The 23,238-nt window shown below is 41.4% G+C and carries 22 protein-coding genes; 7 read left to right on the forward strand and 15 right to left on the reverse strand.

The window, feature by feature from the left end; all coding sequences use genetic code 11:
• Positions 1-79 precede the first annotated feature (79 nt).
• Both SDEL_RS07400 and SDEL_RS07405 read left to right on the forward strand, forming a co-directional pair.
• A complete protein-coding gene (locus tag SDEL_RS07400) occupies positions 80-445 on the forward strand; it encodes a methionine-R-sulfoxide reductase (protein ID WP_012857233.1) in 366 nt (121 codons plus the stop codon).
• A gap of 109 nt (positions 446-554) precedes the next feature.
• Positions 555-1,631, forward strand: a complete 1,077-nt coding sequence (locus SDEL_RS07405) for a CNNM domain-containing protein (protein WP_012857234.1) — start codon at positions 555-557, stop codon at positions 1,629-1,631.
• On the opposite strand, the gene SDEL_RS07410 is transcribed toward SDEL_RS07405, so the two are convergent.
• From SDEL_RS07410 to SDEL_RS07455, 10 genes are all read right to left on the reverse strand, one after another.
• Entirely contained in the window at positions 1,628-2,224 is a 597-nt protein-coding gene (locus SDEL_RS07410) for a histidine phosphatase family protein (protein WP_012857235.1), read from the reverse strand. The genes SDEL_RS07405 and SDEL_RS07410 overlap by 4 nt on opposite strands.
• Entirely contained in the window at positions 2,217-3,323 is a 1,107-nt protein-coding gene (locus SDEL_RS07415; RefSeq protein ID WP_012857236.1) for a DVU_1551 family NTP transferase, read from the reverse strand. The genes SDEL_RS07410 and SDEL_RS07415 overlap by 8 nt, the downstream gene beginning before the upstream one ends.
• 4 nt (positions 3,324-3,327) lie before the next feature.
• Complete coding sequence (locus SDEL_RS07420; RefSeq protein WP_012857237.1) at positions 3,328-4,365, reverse strand: XdhC family aldehyde oxidoreductase maturation factor; 1,038 nt, start codon at positions 4,363-4,365, stop codon at positions 3,328-3,330.
• Positions 4,362-5,657: a DVU_1553 family AMP-dependent CoA ligase gene (locus tag SDEL_RS07425; protein ID WP_012857238.1), complete on the reverse strand. Its 1,296-nt coding sequence runs from the start codon at positions 5,655-5,657 to the stop codon at positions 4,362-4,364. The genes SDEL_RS07420 and SDEL_RS07425 overlap by 4 nt, the downstream gene beginning before the upstream one ends.
• On the reverse strand, positions 5,657-6,994 hold the full coding sequence (gene trsS, locus SDEL_RS07430) for a radical SAM (seleno)protein TrsS (RefSeq protein ID WP_012857239.1): 1,338 nt from the start codon (positions 6,992-6,994) through the stop codon (positions 5,657-5,659). Before trsS ends, SDEL_RS07425 begins: the two co-directional genes overlap by 1 nt.
• A 2-nt stretch (positions 6,995-6,996) precedes the next feature.
• A complete protein-coding gene (locus SDEL_RS07435; protein WP_012857240.1) occupies positions 6,997-7,443 on the reverse strand; it encodes a DVU_1555 family C-GCAxxG-C-C protein in 447 nt (148 codons plus the stop codon).
• A complete protein-coding gene (gene trsM / locus SDEL_RS07440; RefSeq protein WP_012857241.1) occupies positions 7,436-8,164 on the reverse strand; it encodes a DVU_1556 family methyltransferase in 729 nt (242 codons plus the stop codon). The genes SDEL_RS07435 and trsM overlap by 8 nt, the downstream gene beginning before the upstream one ends.
• A 3-nt stretch (positions 8,165-8,167) precedes the next feature.
• Positions 8,168-8,371, reverse strand: coding sequence for a DVU_1557 family redox protein (locus SDEL_RS07445; protein WP_012857242.1), 204 nt, complete (start codon positions 8,369-8,371; stop codon positions 8,168-8,170).
• Between the two features lie 2 nt (positions 8,372-8,373).
• Complete coding sequence (locus SDEL_RS07450; RefSeq protein ID WP_012857243.1) at positions 8,374-10,728, reverse strand: pyridine nucleotide-disulfide oxidoreductase/dicluster-binding protein; 2,355 nt, start codon at positions 10,726-10,728, stop codon at positions 8,374-8,376.
• Between the two features lie 76 nt (positions 10,729-10,804).
• Positions 10,805-13,528 (reverse strand): molybdopterin-dependent aldehyde oxidoreductase, encoded by a 2,724-nt coding sequence (locus tag SDEL_RS07455; protein WP_012857244.1) that lies wholly within the window; start codon positions 13,526-13,528, stop codon positions 10,805-10,807.
• Positions 13,529-13,970: 442 nt separating this feature from the next.
• On the opposite strand from SDEL_RS07455, the gene SDEL_RS07460 reads away from it, so the two are divergent.
• Together SDEL_RS07460 and SDEL_RS07465 are read left to right on the forward strand one after the other, a co-directional pair.
• Positions 13,971-15,860, forward strand: coding sequence for an FIST N-terminal domain-containing protein (locus tag SDEL_RS07460; protein ID WP_012857245.1), 1,890 nt, complete (start codon positions 13,971-13,973; stop codon positions 15,858-15,860).
• The gene (locus SDEL_RS07465) at positions 15,857-16,525 is read left to right on the forward strand and encodes a response regulator transcription factor (RefSeq protein WP_012857246.1); all 669 of its coding nucleotides are present in this window, start codon (positions 15,857-15,859) and stop codon (positions 16,523-16,525) included. Before SDEL_RS07460 ends, SDEL_RS07465 begins: the two co-directional genes overlap by 4 nt.
• Positions 16,526-16,549: 24 nt before the next feature.
• Here the strand turns inward: SDEL_RS07465 and SDEL_RS07470 are convergent, their stop codons facing one another.
• From SDEL_RS07470 to SDEL_RS07485, 4 genes are read right to left on the reverse strand one after another with little or no spacing between them, the layout of a single operon-like run.
• The gene (locus SDEL_RS07470; RefSeq protein WP_012857247.1) at positions 16,550-16,861 is read right to left on the reverse strand and encodes a hypothetical protein; all 312 of its coding nucleotides are present in this window, start codon (positions 16,859-16,861) and stop codon (positions 16,550-16,552) included.
• Positions 16,858-17,340, reverse strand: coding sequence for a DUF1007 family protein (locus SDEL_RS07475; protein WP_041666346.1), 483 nt, complete (start codon positions 17,338-17,340; stop codon positions 16,858-16,860). Before SDEL_RS07475 ends, SDEL_RS07470 begins: the two co-directional genes overlap by 4 nt.
• Positions 17,337-18,080: a nickel/cobalt transporter gene (locus SDEL_RS07480; protein WP_012857249.1), complete on the reverse strand. Its 744-nt coding sequence runs from the start codon at positions 18,078-18,080 to the stop codon at positions 17,337-17,339. Before SDEL_RS07480 ends, SDEL_RS07475 begins: the two co-directional genes overlap by 4 nt.
• Positions 18,077-19,831: a hypothetical protein gene (locus SDEL_RS07485; RefSeq protein WP_012857250.1), complete on the reverse strand. Its 1,755-nt coding sequence runs from the start codon at positions 19,829-19,831 to the stop codon at positions 18,077-18,079. Before SDEL_RS07485 ends, SDEL_RS07480 begins: the two co-directional genes overlap by 4 nt.
• Before the next feature lie 159 nt (positions 19,832-19,990).
• Between SDEL_RS07485 and SDEL_RS07490 the strand changes: the two genes are divergently transcribed.
• Positions 19,991-21,814 carry a PhoX family protein gene (locus SDEL_RS07490; protein ID WP_012857251.1) on the forward strand — a complete coding sequence of 608 codons (1,824 nt, stop codon included), beginning with the start codon at positions 19,991-19,993 and terminating at the stop codon, positions 21,812-21,814.
• Positions 21,815-21,876: 62 nt separating this feature from the next.
• Here the strand turns inward: SDEL_RS07490 and SDEL_RS07495 are convergent, their stop codons facing one another.
• Complete coding sequence (locus SDEL_RS07495) at positions 21,877-22,314, reverse strand: nucleoside deaminase (RefSeq protein ID WP_041666348.1); 438 nt, start codon at positions 22,312-22,314, stop codon at positions 21,877-21,879.
• A 75-nt stretch (positions 22,315-22,389) separates the two neighbouring features.
• Here SDEL_RS07495 and SDEL_RS07500 point away from each other — a divergent pair, with 75 nt between their 5' ends.
• Together SDEL_RS07500 and SDEL_RS07505 are read left to right on the forward strand one after the other, a co-directional pair.
• Positions 22,390-22,749, forward strand: a complete 360-nt coding sequence (locus SDEL_RS07500) for a nucleotidyltransferase family protein (RefSeq protein ID WP_012857253.1) — start codon at positions 22,390-22,392, stop codon at positions 22,747-22,749.
• Positions 22,750-22,826: 77 nt separating this feature from the next.
• The gene (locus tag SDEL_RS07505; protein ID WP_342503271.1) at positions 22,827-23,102 is read left to right on the forward strand and encodes a HepT-like ribonuclease domain-containing protein; all 276 of its coding nucleotides are present in this window, start codon (positions 22,827-22,829) and stop codon (positions 23,100-23,102) included.
• Positions 23,103-23,238 lie beyond the last annotated feature (136 nt).

A 23,238-nucleotide genomic window follows, 5' to 3' on the forward strand; every position in this document is an offset into this window, starting at 1 on the left:
TAGTTTACATGTAAAGAGGTTTTCGAAGCCTTCAAAACATACTTTTACTTCATTTTTAGCCATCGAAGAAGGAATGCTTATGAAACTACAAGCACTGACACCAGAAGAAGAGCATATCATCGTTCAGAAAGGAACGGAAATGCCCTATTCAGGAGAGTATAACGACTTTTATGAAGCAGGTACGTATCTCTGTAAGCGCTGTTTGACACCGCTGTATCATTCCAAAGACAAATTTAAATCAGGCTGTGGATGGCCTAGCTTTGATGATGAAATAGAAAGTGCCGTTCAACGTGAAATAGACAAAGATGGTAGGCGCATTGAAGTTCTCTGTCAAGCGTGTGGAGCGCACTTAGGACATGTATTTGAGGGCGAAGGGTTCACCCCTAAAAATACACGCCATTGTGTCAATTCACTCTCCCTTATGTTTATTGCTGAAAAAAATTAATTTTTTGTTTATGCTATAATACGACTCAAATTATTTTAAAGGAATTTCGTATGACCCAAAGCGAACCGGACTCGTGTAGCTTAATCTCTTCTGTTCTAGGAGTGATCCTATGACACTACTGCTTGTCTATCTTCTTATTGCCATTGCCATTTCGTTTCTTTGCTCCATTCTTGAAGCTGTATTACTTTCAAGTACCAATTCGTACATTGAAAGCCTACCTAAAGAGGGAAATGAGGAAGCTCTCACAAAAATCAAACATCTTAAATCAGACATTGATAAGCCTATCTCGTCTATTTTAACGGTCAATACCTTTGCGCATACCATGGGTGCGGCAGGTGTGGGTGCTCAAGCACAAGTTTTATTTGGTGAAGAGTGGCAAACCGCTGTTGCTTTTGTCGTAACATTACTTATATTATACGCTTCAGAGATTTTGCCTAAAACGATTGGTGCCTTGTACTGGAAAAAGTTACTGACTCCATCAGCGCATATTATTTCGTTTCTTGTCACCGTTACAACACCATTCACATGGATTTCCTCACTTTTATCTAAATGGATTTCCAAAAATAAAAAACACCATCCAAACTATTCTCGTGATGAGATTATGGCAGTCGTTGCAATGGGTGAGCGTGAGGGTTCTATTTTAAGTAAAGAGAGTGACCTCATTGAAAATCTCTTAAAACTCAAAAATATTAAAGCCAAAGATATCATGACACCTCGTAGCGTTGTCTTCGCACTTCCCTCTTCTACCACCATTGAAGATGCTATTGAAGACGATAGAATGTACATTCACTCACGTATTCCTATTTTTGGGGAAACGCTTGATGATGTTGTGGGGATTGTCTTTAATCAACGTATTCTTGAAGAGAGTGTTGAAGATCATGATGCTACAACGTTAGAGCAAATTTCACATGAAGTGCATATGGTCTCAGAAAATCTTCCTGTGCCAAACCTTATTGACCAATTTATCAAACGTAAAACTCACCTCTTTGTTGTCTTTGATAGCTATGGACAAACCGCAGGTGTGGTCACGCTTGAAGATGCTATTGAAACACTTTTAGGTGTTGAGATTGTCGATGAAATGGACGAAGTAGAAGATATGCAACTCTTTGCAAAAGACAGAAGTAAAAAATTCCAAGACCGTATGAAAGTGGAACGTAAAAAACTCGAAAAAGCAAAAATAAACTAAATACACAGAGGCTTTACATGTAAAGCCTCTTCCCACTCTTTTTTTTCTAAATTTCTCACTAACACATTAACTCCAGCATAAGGTTGCTCAATTTCAAAGATGTTCTCAAAAGGAATGCCTAAGATGTGGCGCAAGATGACCCGATTGACCCCTGCGTGTGCGACGATAAGCACCGTGCCATGGTAGGTTTGCGTGAGGGTATGAAACGTCTCTAAGACCCGTTTGGAGAGCGTACCAAAACTCTCTGCTTTGGGAGGTGCAAAGTGCTCGATGTTTCGACCTCGCTCTTCAAAGCCTTGTGGGTCATGCGCTTTGATTTCTTTTAGTGGCATATTTTCCCATTTTCCCATGTTTATCTCACGCAAGGCGTCCACTGTATGATAAAGAGGGGTAATGATTTGCGTGGTTTGCACACAACGCATCAAAGGACTGGTAAAAACAGCGTCCAAAGGAATGGTCTGAAAATACTCCGACAACGTATGCGCTTGTTCAATCCCCAAAGCATCCAGAGGCAGGTTGGTTTGCCCGATGTAGCGCTTTTCACTCCCTGTATCAATGTGCCCATGACGCACCAAATAGACGTTTTCAACCATAGGAAAACTCTTTACATGTAAGGATTTGCATCTTGGCGATAATCGCTTTTAGAGCATTAAGTCGCTTTTGAATATTGCGTTGTGCCTCAGCGTTTCCCTCACATTTTTGAAGTGCTTTGGCAAAGCGTTTTTCAAAGCCACAGACTTCATCTTCACACACCAATTTATCGGCTAAAAAAAGAATCTCGTTGGCATTTAAAGGCGTACTGGCGTCCACTTCAATGTCCATGTGCGTTTCGATCAGTTTAGCAACCTCTTTATAGCCCATCTTTTCTAACATTTGCGCGCCAACTTCTGCATGGTTTTTCTCTTTGCGTGCGATGTCGTGCAAGAGTGCTGCGGCTAAAAGTGTGGGTATGTCACAAGAAAACGCACTCTTTGAGACTTCATGCAAGCAAATGCGCACCATTTTTTCAACCGCCTCGCAATGCCTGATAATATGCTCTTCCACCCCATAAAACGCCATCATGGCACAACACTCTTTTTCGGTGGGTGCGTGAAGTTCACCATAGGCTTTTAATGCTTCATAGTCCTCTTTCGTGTCCATATCCATCAAAACAGCTTGGTCATAAACCTTTACATGTAAAGCATCGCCCTTAAAGGCTTCAAGGACTTTTTTAAGCCCACCTTCCCCATCGCTCACTAAAATCTGCTCCTTATACTTCATATCAATGAGTGGCGGATGCCCCTTGCGCCCTAAAAAAGTGGGGTAAATCACCCCTTTTTTCTCACGCTCATACGCCTCGTACAAACACTCAAGGCTTTGCGCTTTGATGAGTGGAATATCCACAGGATTCATGTAAAACGCTTCGATGTGCTCATTCATCGCACGCAAGCCCTTTTGAATGGAGCTAAACATGCCCTTATCGTAATCTTCGTTGTAAACGATATGAACCTTGTAATCTTTTAAAACGTCGATAAGCTCATCTTTTCGATGCCCTACCACCACATAGATATGCCCGATACCATGCGCTTGATAGGTCTGAATCAACCGCTCTAACGCACTCGTTTTTCCCAAAGGCAAAAGCGGTTTAAAATCGCCCATGCGGGAGGAATACCCAGCAGCGATGATGAGAACAGCGATGTTTTGTTTTGCCATGTGCTTAACTTCTTTTGGCTTTAATCAGCTCAGCTACGATGCTAATCGCTATTTCTTCAGGCGTTTGAGCATTAATGGAAACACCGATGGGGCAATGCACCTCTTCTAAGTCCTTTTGTGCAAAGCCTTCTGCTAAAAGTTCCCCGTAAATGTGCGCTTTTTTCGTTTTGCTCCCGATCATACCGATGTATTTGGCGTGGGTGTGAAGGGCTTGTTGTAAAACGATTTGATCAAACGCATGGCTTCGGCTGACAATGACAATGTAACTGTTTTTTGGGATGTTTACCTCTTGACGTAAAACACCGTACGAGGAGATGACATGCACTTCTTCAGCACTGGGAAAACGCTCCTTACTCGCAAACTCTTCTCTATCATCAATGACAACCGTGTAAAAACCAACGCTTTTACTGAGCATCGCAATTTGTTGAGACACATGCCCAGCCCCTACGATGTAAAGCTTTTGCGTGGCGTAGCATGGCTCTATCATATAGTCATTTTTACCGCACAGCAGGTGAAATTTGGTACGATTAAAATTTTCTCTAAGCTTTTGAGCTAGGGCTTCCACTTCTTTATCTTCTACACCATACAACGCTGTCTCGGTACAAATCCACTTATTTTTTCCCAAAGTACGTGTGCTTTTAAGTGAAATTTTGGTAATCATCACAAAATCCACCCCTTCACTTGTTAGCTCTTTAGCTTTATGGTGGATGTCGAGTTGATGGATATCCAAAGCGTCTAAGTACTCCAACAAAATTCTCACTTCACCGCCACACACCATCCCCTCCGCCGCCGCATCGGTGTTAGAGAGTTCAAAATCTTGAAAACGACACTCTTTGGTATGTAAAACCTCAGGCGCCAATCGCATAATCATCGCTTCAAGCAAACCACCTCCTATCGTCCCATCTATCGTCCCATCTTTGCGAATAAGCATTTTTGTACCCGCTTCTCTAGGAGCCGAACCGCTTTTTTCTACGATGGTAGCGGTTACAAGTTCATCTTGGTTGTTTAGACCATCAACAATAGTATCAATCAGCGTTCTCATTCCTTCTCTCCACAGTGGTGTATTTTTCGTTTGATCATGCTATGAATGATGAGGGGTGAGCCATCATCTTCTTGGCACTTAATGCTAAAGCTAAAAGCGTTGTGAAACTGTGCATGTATCGCTTGGTATAGTCTCTCTTTAAGCGCCTTTTCTTGGGCGATATTGGCAACAATGAGCGTTACATGTAACGTAGCGTTTCCATCACATAAGGCGTGATAGTTAAGGACACGTTCTTCCCTTAAGATGATTTCATCAAGCGCTCTTAAGCTCACTTCATGTCCGTTAATGATGACGTTGTCTTCCATGCGCCCACGCACCTTTTCCATCGTGCGCAAAAACGTACCACACCCACAAGGCTTCGTTACAAAGCGTGCTATATCGCCCGTTTTGTAGCGAATGAGAGGCATCGCTTGGCGATTCAGCGTGGTAAAAACCACCTCGCCATACTCACCATCTCTTACACGTTTGCCCATTACGGGGTCGATAATTTCAAAGTAGAGATGGTTTTCTCTTAGGTGATAGCCGTTAAGACATCCACACTCCACACCTCCGCCATAACCCATCTCGGTCATACCGTAGTGGTTAAAAGCCTTACATGTACCGTTGCGACTGAGGGTTTTGACAAGGCTATCTGGGACATAGTCCGTACTTAACAGCACTTTTTGGATGTGTGTGTTAAAAAGTTCGGGTTTCATTAGGCTGAGGTAGCGCACTTGCATAGGAATGCCGACAATGCACGTGATGTGATGTTCCTCAATGCACGCCGCCGTTTTTTCAACATCTTGCAACACACCATGCACCACGCATTCGATGTTAGATCGCCAAAGGGCTTTTTTGAGCAAATCACCGATGCTACCAAACGCAGACCCTGGAAGTAACACCATCACCTTGTCGCCTTTTTCCACCAAACAATTCATGCCGTATTGAAAAAAGTCGATGGTCTCTTCTAGGTCTTCATGCGTAAAAAAGAGACGTTTTTCATCGCCTGTGGTGCCTGAAGTGTTAAGGGTTACGATGCGTTCTATCTCATGGGCAGAAACACACAAAAAGTCATGGGCGTTGTGTTTAATATCGGAAGGTGTTGTAAAAGGAATCTGCTCAAAATCGCTCAGTGAGGTGATAGAGTTTAGGTCAGTCTCTTTTAATGTCTCGTTGTAAAATCGGCTTTTCTCTTTGGCATAGTGAAGCGTTTTGCGTATCTTCTCAAGCTGATACGCCTCTAATGCCTCTTGGCTTTTAGGCGCAAGGTGCGTGCGTTCAAGTATCCAGTTTTCCAGCGGTGTGACGTGCATCATGCCCTCTTTGCATCTCGGTAAAGTGACATCCCATCTTTATTGGTGATGTTGTACATACAAAAAGGAATCAACTTTCCCTCCACGGTGGAGACATGAATGCAACAATCCCGAATACGCTCCAAATTGACATTCCACGCATCTTGAAACGCCATACCAGAGAGGCTAAAGGTGTTGTTGGCAATGGCGTTTAAGATTTTGTCCCAATCGGAGAGTTTTTCCTCTTTCACCTGTGCTTGGTACGACCAATTACGTGCCACAAAAGCTTTGGCTTTGTTCGCTCCCTCTTCGGCTTTTTCCGTGGTGGTTGAACAACAGGAACGTTTGGTGATGGGCTTTAGCACACCCTCTTCAATGAGGTAATTGCCATTGAACGAACACAGCGCATTTTCACACCCTGGGGGTTGCATACTTTGCATCTCAACCATCCCCTCCATCTGTTCACAAATGTGCTCCATCACTTCAGGCAAGGTGATTCTATCTTCATCTTTAGGAGTCTCTGGAATGCGTCCAAAGTAACTCACAGGCTGAAAATGCACCCCTCGAACGGTAGGAGCGTGACGCATACCAAAACGGATAATCTCACCAATGCTTTTGACATTGACGCTTGGAACAATGGTCGGAACCAACACCACGCCAATGCCGTACTTTCGGCAATTTTCAATCGCTTGGCATTTCACATCAAAGAGCGCACGACCTCGCAGAGTTTTATAAATCCTATCATCAATGCCATCAAATTGTAAAAAAAGAGAACTCAGTCCTGCCTCCTTTAAGGCTTTGACATAGGCTTCCTCTTTACCCATGCGAATGCCATTGGTATTGACTTGAATGAAAGGAAAGCCTAACTCTACGCCTATACGAATAATGTCGGCTAAATCATCCCTTACCGTTGGCTCACCGCCTGAGAGTTGGATATTGCACTTACCCGAAACCTTTAAAATGCTCTCAAACTGAAAACGTAGTTGTGCTAAACTGGGGTCTTTGATGGGGCTTTCCATCGCATCGGCAAAACAGAAACGACAGCTTAGGTTACAACGAGAAGTCACTTCAATGAGTGCGGTACACGTATGTTGTCGGTGCGCAGAACACAATCCACAATCAAACGGACACCCTTTTTCCACAGAGGTGATAGAATTTTTAATGGTGGCTCGCTCTTTCGTGCGAATCCACTCACGCATAGGCATTTGCCCTCGCCATACCACGCTCTTAAACTCACCATGCTCGGGACACGCTTTGTACAGGTACGACGATGTGCCCTCTTCAAAGATGGTAGCTTCTAGTTTGCGCAAACAAATAGGGCATAGGCTATCGGTGTGCATAAAAGGCTGGCGTGTCATCATTACGCTCTGTTTCCGTACTCGTAGCCGTGTTCTTGTAAAAGCTCATAGACTTTGACATACGCTTTTTTGATGATTTCAGCGCAAATGGGCTTAAAACTTTGATCCCCACTTGCAAAATCTCTCTCTCCAATAAGTGTTACACATTTGGTTGTCCCAAATTCAGCTTTAAACCATGCGTGAAACGCTTTGATTATCGGTGTAAAATTCTCTTTTGCCACATCACTTTCATGCCCTTTTGCTCCATAAAGTCCTAACACACCAATAGCCCCTGTGAGCACCCCACAGGTTTTTTGCGTATCGGCAATGCCTCGACAGAGTCCTTGAGCAGAGCGAATCAAGTCAGGATTGTCACTTCCCTCATCTTCAAGGGCAAGTTTGTACATGATTTGCGCACAGCAAAAGCCATCATTTGAGAGTTTAAATAAACGTAACGATAAATCATCCATGGCGTTCTCCTTTTTTTAAAATCATCATAAAATACCCTGGTTTGCACAATTTGAGATTTTGCTCAAACGCACAGCACGCTTGAGGCGTTTCATCATCAAGGGTTTTGCTCCAAAACGCATTCATCGAACCGTGTGAAAAAATGATTTTCACCATCAGCTCTTTAAGCAATTGGCTACACTCTTCCAAAAGCATCACCTCAAAGTCCATCATTTCAAGCTCGTGTTGTAAAAGTGGCAAATGATGCAAGCCTCTCATGCACGAATTGAGCGAGAAATTTTCCATTGGTTTGAGCGCCTCAGGGTTTTTGGCATAGACATCAGTGATGACAAACCAACCGCCTTTTTCTAGCACTCTAAAGACCTCTTGTAAACTTACATGTAAAGCATTCATCAAGGACAAAGTACACTCAGCGATGACACATTCAAAGCTTTCTTTCTCAAAAGGCAAAGATTCACCAAATCCCAAAACAAAGGTCGCAGAAGGATTTTTAGCCTTTGCCATCCCTAAAAGCTTGGAAGAAGGGTCAATCCCCACGACTTTAATGCCGTAATTTTCATACAAATACGAAGCCGTCGCACCCATGCCACAGCCCAAATCCAACACACGACTTTGTTCGTGAAGCGCACAAAAACTAAGGGCTTTTTGGGTAAGGGTAAATCCTCCAGGGCGTAAGGTTTCACCCGTGGCTTCTTGCATACAGCAACTCTCATAAGCATTCATCGCCTATTTATCCTCTAGCCCTTTTTCGACTTCCAGCATCTTGCCCATCGCCAACTCGTCGCTGATGAACACCATCTTACATGTAGGGCATTTTAAAAGTTCGACTTCAAAATTACCTTCCAAATAGCGCACCTTTACTTTTTCCGCTACTAAGGCTTTTTGGCACTTATCGCACATCCAGAGTGTCTGTTTTACGTGATTTTCCATGACTAGTTCTCCACCACTTCCATGCGATGACTGTACGCATCTTTGATAAAAATATCGCCGCCTTTCTCTTCATACTTCACCCAGTAGGTCACATTTTGAATCCTAAGATGAGCAAGGTACTCTGAGGTTTGAGGGTTGAAAAAACGCTCTTTGGTTTTTTGCGCATGGTCAATCACGTGTTCAAGCTCACTCACCAAAATAAAACGCTTTTCCATGAGTGCCACCACGTCATCACTTAGGTGCAGGGTAAAATCATACGTTGTATCTGTTCGCATTGTCTCCTCTTTCCATATCTCTTTTAAAAGGCTCTGTTTAAGATGTTTTCGGTTGTTTTGTCGCTCGGAGAGGGTTGGCATTTTTTGAGGGGTTTGGTCACTTCCATAAATCAAATCCAAGATATGGTACGTTTTTTGATTGCCCTTGACCAACATATCTTTACACATTGCACAATAGACCAAAACATCGTGTTCGCTCTCTTGTTTTCGGTCACTCACAAAATCACAGGCTTGTTCAGGATTGGCGTAGGCTACTAGCCCACCATACCCACAACATTTGGCTTTTTCTTTAGAAAATTCAAGCTCTTCAACTTTGTAGCCCAAGGTTTTAACAATGCCACGAATGCTCTCATGCACCTTGCTATCGTGTCTGGTCGCACACGCATCGTGAATGCACAGTTCTCGTTTCCCTTTTTTAATGTCCACTTCTGGTAAACCGTATTTCTCAAAAACTTCCCATAACGAGATGGTTTTGATCATCGGCAGGTACTTCTCAAACGTCGCCGAACAGCTCGAACAGGCGAGAATAAAGGTTGGCTCTTCCATCTCTTCCCACGTTTGGCGAATTTTTTCGATACTTTCAGGCATCAAATCAAGCCTCCCCGCCCAATCCGCAGGTGCGCCACAACAACCCAAATAAAGTCCCACATCATTGTTGGCATCTTTATCTTTAATGGAACCCACCAAATGTTTGTAAATCTCACCGATATGCTCTGTGTGTGTGGAACTGAGTTGGCACCCTGGATAGAAAAGGTAGCCTGTTTTGCCAGAACCCTTATAAAGCCCTCTGGCGTATGCCGAAAAAGCAATCACAGGGTAGTAAAAAAGCTCTTTTGACGCCTCTTTGCTCGGTTGTTTACGCACCAAAGAAAACGCATCACTGTGGCTAAAGCTCATATCTTTCAGGGCAAAATCATGCGCTGAAACAGGCATTTTCCCACGCTCAACCATACTTTCTCGTGTCATATGGATAATCTCTTTCATGCCAATATCCACAGGACACACTACTTTGCATAAACCACACTGGGTACAAGCGTTAATCATCGCATTAGCATGGTGCGTTCCTAAGATAATGCGTTCATTGTGGTTGATACTTCGGATATAGCTATCGGGTGTTATGTTGAAGCGTTGCAGATGCACACAAGCGTTGATGCACTCGTTGCATTGGCATTTAAGACACCTACTTGCTTCTTCCATCGCTTCTGCTTGTGTGTAAGAAGAACTACCTTGAACAACCGTTGGCACAAAAGGGACTTTATCCATCTTTACATGTAAACGTGTTTCAAAAATGCCCTCACGCTCTCTAGACGCCAACATCGAGGTTTTGTTAATGTATCTGTCTATCGAAACAGACGCTCGTTTGCCGGAACTGGCGGAAAAAATAATGGAGTCACTTTTGGTTTGAAGCTTTCCACCGACAAACAAAGCGCTCTCATCGACTTGGAATGTGTGAGGGTTGATAGCATAAGCTTTCTCCCAAATTCCTGTACCTAAATATAAAGCGTCGTATTGGTCTTTGTAAGTTTGTAGGTTTTGCTCCGATATTTCGGTGTTATAGTAAACCGTAATCCCTTTTTTCTCAATCATAGAGAGCTCTTCTTCGATAGCGTGGGTTTCTAAACCTTTGCCCTCATATTCCCAAAGGCTTCCGCCTAAGCGATTTGTTTTTTCATAAATGCTGACGCTATAGCCTTTTTTATCGAGTTCCAAAGCGGCAACGCACCCACTCAATCCTCCACCAATAATGGCAACCTTCCCTTTGGTTTTAGGTAGGGGAAAAGGTTTCTTAAGCGGTGTATAACCTAAATCAATCACGGTTTTTTCTAATTCACTGATGTGAATACTTCCACCTGCTTTTTCTCGAACACAGCTATTTTCACAGGGGTGGTCGCAAATTTTTCCAATGAGCCTGCTAAAGGGCATCTTTGTTTCCATGATTTTATACGCTTTAGCAAAATCACCTTTTTCGACTTCTCCCACAAAAGCAATGATGTCCATATGCACAGGGCACGATGCCACGCAAACAGGTGGTTCCAAATGGATACATTGATTGCCAATTTCCAGTAATTTATCTAAATCCATTTGCTCATCCTCTTTCATTGCATCTAAAATCAAGAGGAATGGGATAGTTCTATCCCATTCACTCTGTAAAACACTTTTACTTCGCTAACGCCGCTAAGACTTTCTCTGGACGTGCTGGTAAGTGCGTAACTCTAGCACCGCACGCATTGTAAATAGCGTTAATAATCGCCGCATGAGGAGCCGCCAAAGGCATCTCGCCTGCACCAGAAGCACCGTAGAAGTTATTTGCTCGTGGTGTTTCAGTATAGATGAGGTTGAGATTATCAGGTACATCTTTGATTTTAGGGATACCACATCCTGTAAGAGTAGTATGTTTTTTAAGATCATCAAAGTCTTCTGTTAATGCCAATCCAATACCTTGTACCAAACCACCATACATCTGTCCATCAGCGGCTAATCTGTTGATAATCGTACCGATGTCTGAAGCGAGTGTCATTTTTTCCACTTGCGTTTTACCTGTTTGGGTATCGACTTCAACCTCGGCGACACACACACCATACATGTAACCCGCAAAAGGATTGCCTTGACCACCTGTTGGAGGGGTGTCGGTACATGGCGCTGTCCATTTACCCATGTATTTCACTTCTCTGCCCTCTGCAATCATCTCTTCATACGTTCGGTAGCTACCATCTTCTTTTTTCATCGCTTCCAGTAAGTTTTTGCACGCAACCGTAATCGCATTTCCTGTCACTAAGTTTTGACGGCTACCGCCTGATGGTCCACTGTTCGGTGTTTTAGTCATATCGTTCATCACAAGGTCAATCTGATCAATTCTCAATTTAAGCGGTCTGAGTGTCTCATGCGCATAGGTTAAGGTACCAATATCTGCACCTTGTCCATGGTCTTCCCAAGATGTACCAATCGCAACGCCTTTAGGAGTTACTTCCGCCCACGCTTCAGAGGTATCTGGACCATCCAAACCACAACCGTAAATATTGACAGAAACACCCACGCCATATTTTTTAACTCCATCACTCGCAGCGTTTTTGCTTGCAGCTGTTTTTTTAGCGAGTTCATACACAGGACGACTTTTATCAAATAAGCCCTCTAAACAGTACGCATCAGGCGCACATCCTGTTGGGGTCGTTGAGCCTTCTCTGTAGATATTTTTATATCTGAATTCAAATGGATCCATACCCACTTTTTCAGCCAATTCATCCACCAAAACCTCTGATGGGAACATAATCTCAGGAGCGCCATATCCACGGAAGGCAGAACCCCAACCATGATTGGTACACACGGTTCGTCCATTACCACGAATACTAGGGATGTTGTATCCTGCACCTCCAAATTGGAAACCACGTTGTGTGAGTAAGTCACCAAATTCAGAGTATGGACCATGGTCAACACTCCAATCAGACTCAAGCGCTAAGATTTTTCCCTCTTTATCCGCCGCCATTTTCATCGTTGTCCAAAATGGTGAGCGTTTACCTGTATACGTAATTTGTTGGAACATATTAAACTCAAGATATACTGGTCTTCCCGTCGCTAAGGTTGCCACACCTAAAAGCGCTTCAATGGTCGGGCTAAACTTATAACCAAAAGTTGCACCAATGTTATTTTGAACGATGAAAACATCCTCTGCTTTCATACCCACACCCTCTGCAATCATCAAGGCATGGAAGTGAAGCGCAATACTTTTTGAGTGAATAATGAGTTTACCCTCATCATTGACATAGGCAAAACCAACATCTGGCTCAAGAGGTAAGTGTGGTTGGCGTTGTGTATAAAAACTATCCTCTACCACATACGGAGCACTTGCCATAATCGGTGCTGTTTCACTCCCTTTAGCGATGTAGTTGGTAAAATAAACGTTAGGAGTCCCTGGGTGAATTTCAATCGCATCTTCTGCCATTGCATCTGGTGCGTTCATGTACGCTGGTAACTCTTCGATTTCAACTTTCACTTTATCGACACCTGCATGAGCTGCTTTTTCATTATCGGCTAGAACGATAGCAATCGCATCACCAAATTGGAAGATTTTTTTGTCATTTAAAATCGGTCTATCCAAACCATCACCTTTGTTTGAAGGGAAAGCCAAACCATTAATGCGATTGGTTCCTTTAACATCTTTATAGGTCAATACAGCTACAACACCAGGCACTTTTTTCGCTTCTTCGGTGTCGATAGAGAGGATATTGGCATGAGAGACTTTGGCTTGAACGATTTTGGCATGCAGGGTATTTTCAGGAAGCTTCAATCCCAAATCCGCACCAAAATCCCATGTTCCCATGACTTTTGCCATCGCAGATGGACGGACAAGCTTTGAGCCAATCAAAGAAGCACCCTCAGGAATAGTCTTCCAAAAATCTTTGACACTCAACTCACCTCGAACGATTTTTGCCGCATCCATAACCGCATCAACCAGTGGTTTGTAGCCTGTACAACGACAGAGGTTTTTATTTTTTTGGAACCAATCACGCACCTCTTCACGGCTTGGATTATTATTTTGCTCTAGAAGCGCTTTTGAGGAAACGATGAAACCAGGGGTACAAAAACCACATTGTGCGCCACCATGTACCATCCATGCAATTTGTACAGGATGAAGGTTGTCTTTGGTTCCAACACCTTCAACGGTAATAATTTCATCATTGTCTTCAATTTTTTTGATTTTTGTAATACAAGAACGTACCAATTTACCATTTAAAATAACCGTACACGTACCACATTCCCCGCTACCACAGCCTACTTTTGTGCCTGTCAAACCTAATTGTTTTCGAAGCACATCCGACAACTTCGCCTCAGCATCCGCAACAAATGTTGTTTTCGCCCCATTGATCATCACTGTTCTTTTTAACATCGTTTTCCTTTTTTAAGAGTCTATTCGTAACGTTTTACATGTAAGAATATGCAAAAATAACATATCTATCTCCATAGGCTTTTTGAAATTCCATGTTACCTCTACGCTATATGCTTTTTTAGCATATTACCTCTCATGAGTTATCAAAAAACCACCCTTTTTTAAACCCCTCAAAAACACTCGCACCTAGCCAATGCCTCCATACATTAAAAGATTTTTTCCTCCTTTAAATTGGTTCTTATCTCTCTTTGCTTACCCAATCATATAGCAAAAATATAGCATGAATATAGCAAAAAGGTTTCTGTGAAATCCTTTCGTTTGAAAGAGCTTTTTATGTGTGATTTTGTTACAAAAAAACCGTTTCTCTCTTCTTCCTCTTCATCGATGTGATGAGTTACAAGTTCATATTTGCTATCTTCTTTATACAGAAGGAGAACGTTTTATGCAAACAACAAATTTTTGTTATGAAAAAGGTTCCATAGATGAGCTGATAGATTTTTCTTGCTTTGCGCATGAAAAGCATGTTTTAGTACAAGTCTTTTGTGGACAAAGCAAAGAAATCTTTAATATGCTTACGCAAACCATTCTAAAACGCCTCCCTGATGCCATTTGTATCGGAACGACAACCGATGGCGAAATCTATGGCGAATCCATCACCACCTCACGAACCGTTGTCTCCATCAGCGTTTTTCAAAATACCTGTATTAAAACTGCTTTTGCCAATGATACAGACTCCTTTCAATGCGGAATACAAATCGCCTCCAAACTTATCACGCCCAATACCCAACTGTTAATTCTTTTCTCAGATGGCACCCGTATGAATGCTGAAAAGTTTTTGAAAGGTGTTGAATCCTTCAATGCCACGATTCCCATTTGTGGAGGTATGGCAGGGGATAATGGCAAATTTATTCAAACCTATATCTCTTCACAAAACACCCTTTTAAGTGAAGGCGTTGTAGGGGTTTCATTGAACTCTGATGTTTTACATGTCGCCACAGATTATAAATTTGATTGGAAACCTATTGGACTCAAGCACACTATTACCAAAGTCAAGGACAATAGAGTTTACCTCATCGACGATATGAAAGCCTCTTATTTTTATGATAAATACTTAGGAAGTGATTTCTCTCAAATTGAATTTCCCCTTATCTTAGAAAAAAATGGTGTCACTATGGCACGTGCGGTCATCGCCAAACATGAAGATGGAAGCCTAAGTTACAGTGGCAATTTGGACGAAGGCGATGAGGTAAGAATTGGTTTTGGAGACGCTGAATCTTTAATGAGAGACCCCATCGAGGTCTTAGAAAATTTACACACCATCAATATCGAATCTTTTTATATCTTTTCGTGTATGGCTCGCAGAAGATTTATGCCTTTTCTTATCAAACTTGGCATTGGCTCTTTCTCAAAAATCGCCCCTGCTGCTGGATTTTTCACCTATTCAGAATTTTACCACCATAAAGGGAGCAATAAACTGCTCAATCAAACCTTAACCGTTGTTGCACTCAGTGAATCCACAAAACCTTTGCGTGCCTTAGAAATTTTCCCAAAAGAAGAACCTAAAAAAAATACCTCCTATTCTAAAGCCATCCAATCCTTAACCCACCTCATAGAGCAAAGTGCGAGGGATTATGACGAACAGTCCAAACGGCTAGAAGCGCAGATGAATTACTCTGAAAATCTTTTGGCATCGCACAAACAGTTTTTACGCTACACCGTGCATGAGATGAATACCCCACTGAGCGTCATTATGAGCAATATAGAACTCCACGAGATGGAGTTTGGTAAAAGTGTTTATTTAGAAAATATCGAAGTGGCGGTTAAAAGTATCTTCTCTATGTACGATGATCTCAGCTATCTTGTCCGAAAAGACCGTATTCAGTACCTCAAACATGAAATTGATTTGGTCGATTATATCCGTAGTCGTATCGACTTTTTTGCGCAAGTTGCTTCCAAAGCGAAATCGCTTTTTATCTTTCAAACAGACTGTGAAACAGCGTACATCACCTTTAATGAAACCAAATTACAACGTATTATTGACAACAACCTCACCAATGCGATTAAATATACCTTTGAAAATGAGCATATTGTGGTTTCCCTCAAACAAAAAGAAGAGAGTTACCTTTTTTGCATTACGTCACATTCACGAAAAATTCAAAAACCAGAGAAAGTTTTTGAAGAGTATTACCGAGAAGAACAAGCCAAAGATGGATTTGGGCTGGGGCTCAATCTTGTTAAAAGAATTTGTAAGGAAGAAAACGTGAAAATCAAACTCCATTCAGATGAAAATCTAACCTCTTTTTGTTATGAATTTAAGGTTAAAAACGTATGAAAATTTTACTCTTAGAAGATGACATCCTCTTAAATGAGTCCATTACAAAGTACTTAAGCACGATGGGACATGCCATCACATCTGTACGAGATGGCAATGAATGTTTAAGCATTTTAGAAAAAGAAAAATTTGATCTGCTTGTCTTTGATATTAATGTCCCCAATATTGACGGTTTAAGTATTTTAGAGATACTTCATAAACAAAAAAAGGTAACCCCTGTTATTTTTACCTCAACCCTTATTGATATTGAGGATATTTCCCGTGCGTTTGATTTGGGGTGTTATGACTATCTCAAAAAACCCTTTCATCTCAAAGAGCTCTCCATTCGCATTGATAGAATCGCAAAAACAGCGACAAAAATCATGTGCCATAAGCGCCTCTCAAGCTCTTACAGTTTTAATTGTGAAACAATGACACTCTATTTTCACGATGAACCACAAATCCTCTCCAAACGACAACTCAAAGTCATAGAGTTTCTCACCCACAATCGAGGCTTTGTTTGTAGCTACGATATGTTTAGAGAAAGTGTTTGGGATGATTGCGATGGCTTTGTTGATGATGCGACCATTCGAACCGAAGTCAATCGCTTAAAAACACATTTGAAAGAGGATTTTATCGCGAATATAAGAGGCATAGGCTATACCATAAAAATTCCCACACTGTAACGCATTATCTTTTTACATGTAAGGCTATTCAAAAAGCACAATATAGGTGTGTTCAGGAATTTGACGCAGATAAAAAATCATCTTGGCTGGTTTTTGGGGGCATGTTGTGCTCGTAGAAGCTTTCATAAAAGGGAAAGATGCCGTTTTCAAAATCTCCCCTTGTGCATTCAGCAGATGAAAATCATGCAAACCACATTTATTACGGCTATCGCTTTCACACGCAACACTCACACTTTTTTCTCGTTCGTTATAGCTTACATGTAAATCAATACTATAACTCACAGGATGTGCGTACAAAGAAGAAAAAAACAGATAAAACAGTAAAAAAACTCTCATGGATTAACTCCTAAACAAAAATCATACTCACTTTTTTGTACCTCATAAGCATAAACACTTTGAACACTCTCTAACTGATACGCCATATATAAAGTCGCATCAATCGTGCAAAATATGGCAGGTTTCTTAAAATCATGAGGAGTAAAAAAAGAGAGCACGAGGCGTTTATTTTCAATATTAACATGCAAAGAGGTAGGAATAAGACTTTGCTCAATCTCTGCTTCTTGAAAAAAAAGATTGAACTGATTAGCCCTTAAAGGCTCAATATACGTTGCTAAAAAATGCGCCTGCTCTTTGGCGTCTAAGATGCCATTTTTGTCTGTATCACATTCAAAGATTAAAAGCTTCGAATTGAGCCTATCAAAACGCCATGTATGCACCAGACGTTCTTTTTCAATCACAAGGCTCGTCTCAATAAAAAAGTGCGGGTGCGCAAAAAGCGTTACATGTAACCCCATGACAATCCAAAAAAATCTCATACGAGTAGCAGAACTCCAAAGATAAAAAGCAAGAAAATACCCGCATAGCGAAGCAGAACTAAACGTTTTGCATAAGAACTTACAAACGAAGCGTTTTTCATGCGAGTCGTTGCAATGGCGGCAATGGACATGGTGATCCCCATTCCAATACTCATACTCAAAGCACTGGCAACACCTAGGGTGTAATAGCCTAAAATCATTGCAAACAGAACAATACTCATCACCCCAGGGCATGGCACAACGCCAATAGAGAGCGCAATCTTCAGCATGGTTGTTTTTCCCATAGCTTCTTCTTCTTTCTTCATGCAACCTTGATGCTCTTTGCGTACCTCATAGAGTAAAAAAGAGGCAATCCCAAGAATAAAGACCGCAGAGATTTTATACATATTTTCACTAATAAGCCCAAAATGCTTCATAATGCTCTCTTGAAAAAAGAAGTAGAGTATCGTCGTAACCCCTAGGGCAGAGAGCGTGTGAACTAAAGAGGTTAAAAAAGCAACTTTAAAGGCATCTTTTAGCTTAGCGCCATGGGCTAAAAAATAACTCGCAATGACCATTTTACCATGCCCAGGTCCTAGGGCATGCACCAAACCATACACAAAGGCTACGAGGATAATGTATCCATACATAGCACTCCCTTGTGTTGTCTCTAAGGTATCAAACGCATCGCTAATAGCGCTGTTAATCTCTTTTTGCCAACCGATAATGTAGCTTAAAAAGGTATGGTAAAGCTCACTCATTGCTCAATCTTTTCCAAATGCGTCATTTGTTTGCTTTTCACCTCTTTATGCACATTTGTGACAGGCTTCACATGCGCATCACGCCCGTAGATAAAACTTTGCTCATCCACGATAACTTTGTAGGCTTTATTTAAAGTAAGCGCACGCTCTTTCGAGGGTAAGAGCAGATAAGAGATGTCATTTTTGAGCTTTTCTATCGCCTCTTTTTTGACCTTCCAATACGAATCTAAAACAATGTCAGGGTTTTCAAGTTTAGCAAGCAGCTCTTTTTCGATATTTTTTTCATCTTTTTCCCACCCTTTGACAAAAAACTTCTCCATCACCTCGGTGTTATCCCTAAATTCATCACCAGCGTTGTTGTTTTTGAGGTAGCGGACATATTCGCTCTCACCACTTGGCAGGAGCATATCTTTGATATTTTTAAACCCTTTTTCACTCCAGTGGTACCATCCATCTTTGTGTGTACCTTTTTCAAATTTACGCTGATAGACAAAGGTACTATCCGCAATCGCTCCGATATTATTGTGACATCCCATACAAAAGAGTGTCTCTTCATAACTTTGCGGACGCAGTTCTCCTTTGCTATCTTCAATGAATCCTTGATAATACCAACCGATTTTATTATTCAGCCCTCTTTCGATGTCACCTACATAGGTATCCACACTATCAGGAGAACTCTCTTTCTCTTTTAAGTCTTCCATGCCCGCATTGGAGAGTTGAAAGTAAGGATACCAGAAGAGTTTTTTACCATACCGTAGCTCTTTCATACGAGGAGCAAGAGCGATGTCACCTTTGGCATCAATGTTGATGTAACGAACAGAGTGTAAAAACTCCGTATCTTTGGGGTAAAGCCCTGGGGCAATGAGGTAGTCGTTAGATTCAAGAAGTTTTTTCGCATGTCCTACGTAACTCATACTAAAGTTGGAGAGTTTAAGGCTTTGCGCATCATAACTAGGCTGTTTCCAGTTAAAAACGATTTCATCTGCCACGTCTAAGACGCCATTTTGGTTTAAATCCACACCGTAACGTTTTTCATCGACAGGCGAAATAGCAAGGCTTTTTTGTTTAATCAGCGATTCTACGATAAGAAGATTGAGCGTATAGACTTCTTTATCGAAACGCCCGTTTTCATCTTCTTGAAAAGGCTTTGCAAGGCGAATGAGCACATCATCGGTACTACCATTTGTGGGCCAAAATGTACCTAAAAAAGGATAATACGCAAAGGCTCTCCAGCCCGTATACTCGCCACTAGGCGCTGTATCGAACCCTTCTTCATCAAAATGAAAGTAACAATCAGGCGTATACCCATCCCACACACCATTGGCATTAAAGTCCCACTCAGGTTTGAGGTGTTGAAGCTTTTCTGTCAAAATAATTTTGCCATTTTTTTGGTAATTGTCTTCTCTGACATAGTTTAAAATTGCCTTATCACTGATGGCATTCACCGCTTTTGTACGGTCTAAAAAGAGATTACTCCAAGGATTTTTCAAAGCAGGGGCTGGAAAATCATACGCTCGTTGCAACTCATCATCGTACAAGGTGAAGTTAGGAACTTTGTTTTTCACATGGCAACTAAAACAGGGATTGTGAAGAATGTTTGGGTTGTTATCATCTTCCGTTTTCGTGTAACACTGACTGGTAATATAGGCAGTTTCATTGTACAAATGGGTGTTTTTCAAATCAATCTCTTCTGCGAAAAGCACGTTACATGTAAACAAAGAAACTATCAAACCATAGCTATATATCTGCATTGAAAATCACTTTCTTAAACGTTATTTCGAAAAATTCTAATCTTAAAAGGTTTCAATTTTATTACACACCTTTTATTAACAAATGTCACACTTTTGTAATGGCTCTGTAATCAATTATTTTTAAAATGGGGGCTTCAATACCCCACAAAAAGGAAAACAATGTCATATATCGGACTTAAAAGTACCGTTGCACTCTGTGCTGCTGGATTGGCTTTTACTGGCTGTACTGCCACCACTGCGTCTTTACCTGCAGGCAAAGCGCACAATGAGGTCTATTTTAAACCCGTTAAAGCACCAATCAGCGATGCGGAGAAGAAAAAAATTAGCACTTCTGAAGAAATCGTCATCAATGGACAAACCCATAAAATTGCATGGCATACCATTGCACGAACAGGTCAAGTCTTGCCCAGTTTAGATGGCAAAACCACAGAGATTTTTGGTCAAGTCAAAGATGAAATGGGCAAACCCATTAGCCATAAAGATGGAAGCCCTTTTGTCTGTAAAACCAGCAAAGATGGCTCAGGCCCTGATCACACCACGCTTCATGAGTTAAATGGCAATCTTTTTGCCATCACCCAGTTTGAGTGCGGACCTGCTGCAATGTACATCTCAAGACTTGAAAAAACGGCTGAGGGTGGACTTAAAGCGGTTGCGACCAGCCATATCTCTCAAGCAGGGTATCACGGGGGTTGGGTACACTGTGCAGGTATGAAAACACCGTGGGGAAGCCATTTGGGAAGTGAAGAGTATGAAGCAAATGCCAGAGCCGTAGCCAAAGATGAATATTACTCTAATTACACACTCTACTTTAAAGAGGGTGAAAAAGCACTCAATCCTTACTATTGGGGATGGATGCCAGAGGTAACCATCACAAACGATAAAGGTGACACAAAGTATGTCAAACACTACTCAATGGGTCGTTTTGCACATGAGTTAGGCTATGTTATGCCCGATGAAAAAACCGTTTATTTAACCGATGATGGTGTCAATGGTGCGCTGTTTATGTTTATTGCCGACAAAGAAAAAGATTTGAGTTCAGGTACCTTGTATTCGGCTAAATTAGAGCAAAAAAGTGACCTCAATGGTGGCTCTTTTGATATTAAGTGGATTAATTTAGGACGTGCCAATGATGCGCAAATGCGTAAATTTGTCGATAAAAAACTCTCCTTTGAAGATATGTTTGATGTTGCCAAAGATAATCACGGTCAATGTCCAGCCGATTTTCGTTCTGTCAATACCGCATGGGGAACCGAGTGTTTAAAACTTAAAACAGGCATGGGTCTGGTTGCTTCACGTTTAGAATCAAGACGCTATGCGGGTTATATGGGTGCGACAACAGAGTTTAATAAAAAAGAGGGTATCACCTTCGATCCTAAACGCAATCAGCTCTACATTGCTATCAGCCGTATCTTATACGGTATGGAAGATTTTAAAAAGAGTGGAAAAGAGAGCAATGCGTATGACTTAGGTGGCGGTAACCATATCAAATTACCACGCAATGATTGTGGTGGTGTGTATAAACTTGCTATTACAGGTGGACAAAAAGACACGAGTGGCGTTACTATTGCTAGCAATATGATAGCGAGCAACTTTGTGGGCGAAGTGATGGGCGTGATGAAAACCTATCCAAAAGGAAGCGAATTTGATGGCAATAAATGTGCGATTGATGCCATTGCAGAGCCTGATAATTTGACCTTTATCAAGAGTTCCAATGTGCTCATCATCGGTGAAGATACAGGCTTGCATCAGATCGATTATATTTGGGCGTATGATGTTGAAACCAAAAGCCTCACACGCATCTTAACCGCACCCTATGGTTCTGAGACCACTTCCCCGTTTTGGTATCCAAACATCGGTGGTAATGGCTACCTCACAACGGTCATTCAACACCCTTACGGTGAGAGTGATAAAGAGAAAAAAAGTTCACCTCAAGACATCGAGTCGTGGATTGGTGTGATGGGACCTTTCCCTGCGTTTGAATAAACGTCTAAAAGCTTAGGAAAATTTTTCCTAAGCTTGACTTTTTACATGTAAAACATTATCCCTTATACGCCAATATCTTCATTCCATAGTTCTGGATTTTTTTCTATAAAAGCTTCCATCAGTTCACGGCATTTTGAATCGTTAAGCACTTCAACATCAACCCCTCTGGACTTCACGTACGCTTCTGGGCCACGAAAGGTTTGATTTTCACCAATGACCAACTTTGGAATGCCATAAAGCAAAATAGCCCCACTGCACATATCGCACGGCGATAAGGTCGAATAAAGCGTGGCGTTACGATAATCAGCTGCACTAAGCCGTCCCGCATTTTCCAAACAGTCCATCTCCGCATGCAAGATAGCACTTCCTTTTTGCACCCTTTGGTTATGCCCACGCCCGACTATTTTACCGTCTATGACAAGTACTGAACCAATGGGTATGCCACCCTCATCCAACCCCTTTTGCGCCTCTTCTATGGCTGCTTCTAAAAATTTATCCATCATTTTTGCCTTTTTGGTATCTTAGGTTGCTTTATATGATTATACGGAAAATAAACTTTGAGGAATTAAGTTTTTATGTCTTTACATGTAATTCACAAAACACTCAATCTTCGCTATAATTTTTTTATGAAAAAAGAAACCATTCTTCAACAGCTTAAAAGCATGAAAAATCATTATCTACCTGAGGGCTTTGTCATCGAGGGCTTATTTGGCTCTTATGCACGTGATGAAGCAGATGAAACAAGTGACATCGACATTCTCATCGAAGCAAAACCATCCTTTGTCGAACGCTACGGCATCAGGTCAATTGAGCGCATCGAAGAAATCAAAAAAGAGATGAGTTCTGTTTTTGGCATTTCTGTTGATTTAGCCGATAAAACAGGTATGGGTAAAACCGCTCAAAAATTTATTATCGATAGAACGATTTATGTCTAAAGAAAGCATTAGTAAAATCTATCTCAATTCTTGAGAAGATAGAATATATAGAAGAAATCGTTTCAAATGCTGGCTCTATTACCAACGCTTTGCATGACTTAATGACCTATCGACCCGCTATTTTAATGCACTTAACTTCCATTGCTGAACAATTTGACAAACTCCGTAAATCTTCCAACAACACCTTTCTTGAGTATTTTGAAGCTGACGATCTTAAAGGTATTTACGATGTTAGAAATTACATCGCTCATGATTACGAAGGTGTAAATCTTGCTATTATTGAGTGGATTATCAGGCATATGTTGCCGAAGTTTAAAGAGCAGTGTATGAAGATTATTGAGGCAAAACCATAAAAATTTTAGCTAGATAATGATTTAAAAAGTAGCCTGTCACCTTTATTGGATTAATTTTTCTAAATGCAAAAAAATGAAATTTCAGAAAGTTAAAAGTTTAGCCTAGACCCTTTTTATTTCCAAAAGAATATGGAAG

This window comes from Sulfurospirillum deleyianum DSM 6946, from assembly GCF_000024885.1.
Classification (GTDB): Bacteria; Campylobacterota; Campylobacteria; order Campylobacterales; family Sulfurospirillaceae; genus Sulfurospirillum; species Sulfurospirillum deleyianum.

What these genes read in the sequence shown, in the direction of transcription:
- SDEL_RS07400 (WP_012857233.1), top strand. Translation starts at nt 80, where the DNA reads ATGAAACTACAAGCACTGACACCAGAAGAAGAGCATATCATCGTTCAG.
- SDEL_RS07405 (WP_012857234.1), top strand. Translation starts at nt 555, where the DNA reads ATGACACTACTGCTTGTCTATCTTCTTATTGCCATTGCCATTTCGTTT.
- SDEL_RS07410 (WP_012857235.1), bottom strand. Translation starts at nt 2,224, where the DNA reads ATGGTTGAAAACGTCTATTTGGTGCGTCATGGGCACATTGATACAGGG.
- SDEL_RS07415 (WP_012857236.1), bottom strand. Translation starts at nt 3,323, where the DNA reads ATGGCAAAACAAAACATCGCTGTTCTCATCATCGCTGCTGGGTATTCC.
- SDEL_RS07420 (WP_012857237.1), bottom strand. Translation starts at nt 4,365, where the DNA reads ATGAGAACGCTGATTGATACTATTGTTGATGGTCTAAACAACCAAGAT.
- SDEL_RS07425 (WP_012857238.1), bottom strand. Translation starts at nt 5,657, where the DNA reads ATGCACGTCACACCGCTGGAAAACTGGATACTTGAACGCACGCACCTT.
- trsS (WP_012857239.1), bottom strand. Translation starts at nt 6,994, where the DNA reads ATGACACGCCAGCCTTTTATGCACACCGATAGCCTATGCCCTATTTGT.
- SDEL_RS07435 (WP_012857240.1), bottom strand. Translation starts at nt 7,443, where the DNA reads ATGGATGATTTATCGTTACGTTTATTTAAACTCTCAAATGATGGCTTT.
- trsM (WP_012857241.1), bottom strand. Translation starts at nt 8,164, where the DNA reads ATGAATGCTTATGAGAGTTGCTGTATGCAAGAAGCCACGGGTGAAACC.
- SDEL_RS07445 (WP_012857242.1), bottom strand. Translation starts at nt 8,371, where the DNA reads ATGGAAAATCACGTAAAACAGACACTCTGGATGTGCGATAAGTGCCAA.
- SDEL_RS07450 (WP_012857243.1), bottom strand. Translation starts at nt 10,728, where the DNA reads ATGGATTTAGATAAATTACTGGAAATTGGCAATCAATGTATCCATTTG.
- SDEL_RS07455 (WP_012857244.1), bottom strand. Translation starts at nt 13,528, where the DNA reads ATGTTAAAAAGAACAGTGATGATCAATGGGGCGAAAACAACATTTGTT.
- SDEL_RS07460 (WP_012857245.1), top strand. Translation starts at nt 13,971, where the DNA reads ATGCAAACAACAAATTTTTGTTATGAAAAAGGTTCCATAGATGAGCTG.
- SDEL_RS07465 (WP_012857246.1), top strand. Translation starts at nt 15,857, where the DNA reads ATGAAAATTTTACTCTTAGAAGATGACATCCTCTTAAATGAGTCCATT.
- SDEL_RS07470 (WP_012857247.1), bottom strand. Translation starts at nt 16,861, where the DNA reads ATGAGAGTTTTTTTACTGTTTTATCTGTTTTTTTCTTCTTTGTACGCA.
- SDEL_RS07475 (WP_041666346.1), bottom strand. Translation starts at nt 17,340, where the DNA reads ATGAGATTTTTTTGGATTGTCATGGGGTTACATGTAACGCTTTTTGCG.
- SDEL_RS07480 (WP_012857249.1), bottom strand. Translation starts at nt 18,080, where the DNA reads ATGAGTGAGCTTTACCATACCTTTTTAAGCTACATTATCGGTTGGCAA.
- SDEL_RS07485 (WP_012857250.1), bottom strand. Translation starts at nt 19,831, where the DNA reads ATGCAGATATATAGCTATGGTTTGATAGTTTCTTTGTTTACATGTAAC.
- SDEL_RS07490 (WP_012857251.1), top strand. Translation starts at nt 19,991, where the DNA reads ATGTCATATATCGGACTTAAAAGTACCGTTGCACTCTGTGCTGCTGGA.
- SDEL_RS07495 (WP_041666348.1), bottom strand. Translation starts at nt 22,314, where the DNA reads ATGGATAAATTTTTAGAAGCAGCCATAGAAGAGGCGCAAAAGGGGTTG.
- SDEL_RS07500 (WP_012857253.1), top strand. Translation starts at nt 22,390, where the DNA reads ATGTCTTTACATGTAATTCACAAAACACTCAATCTTCGCTATAATTTT.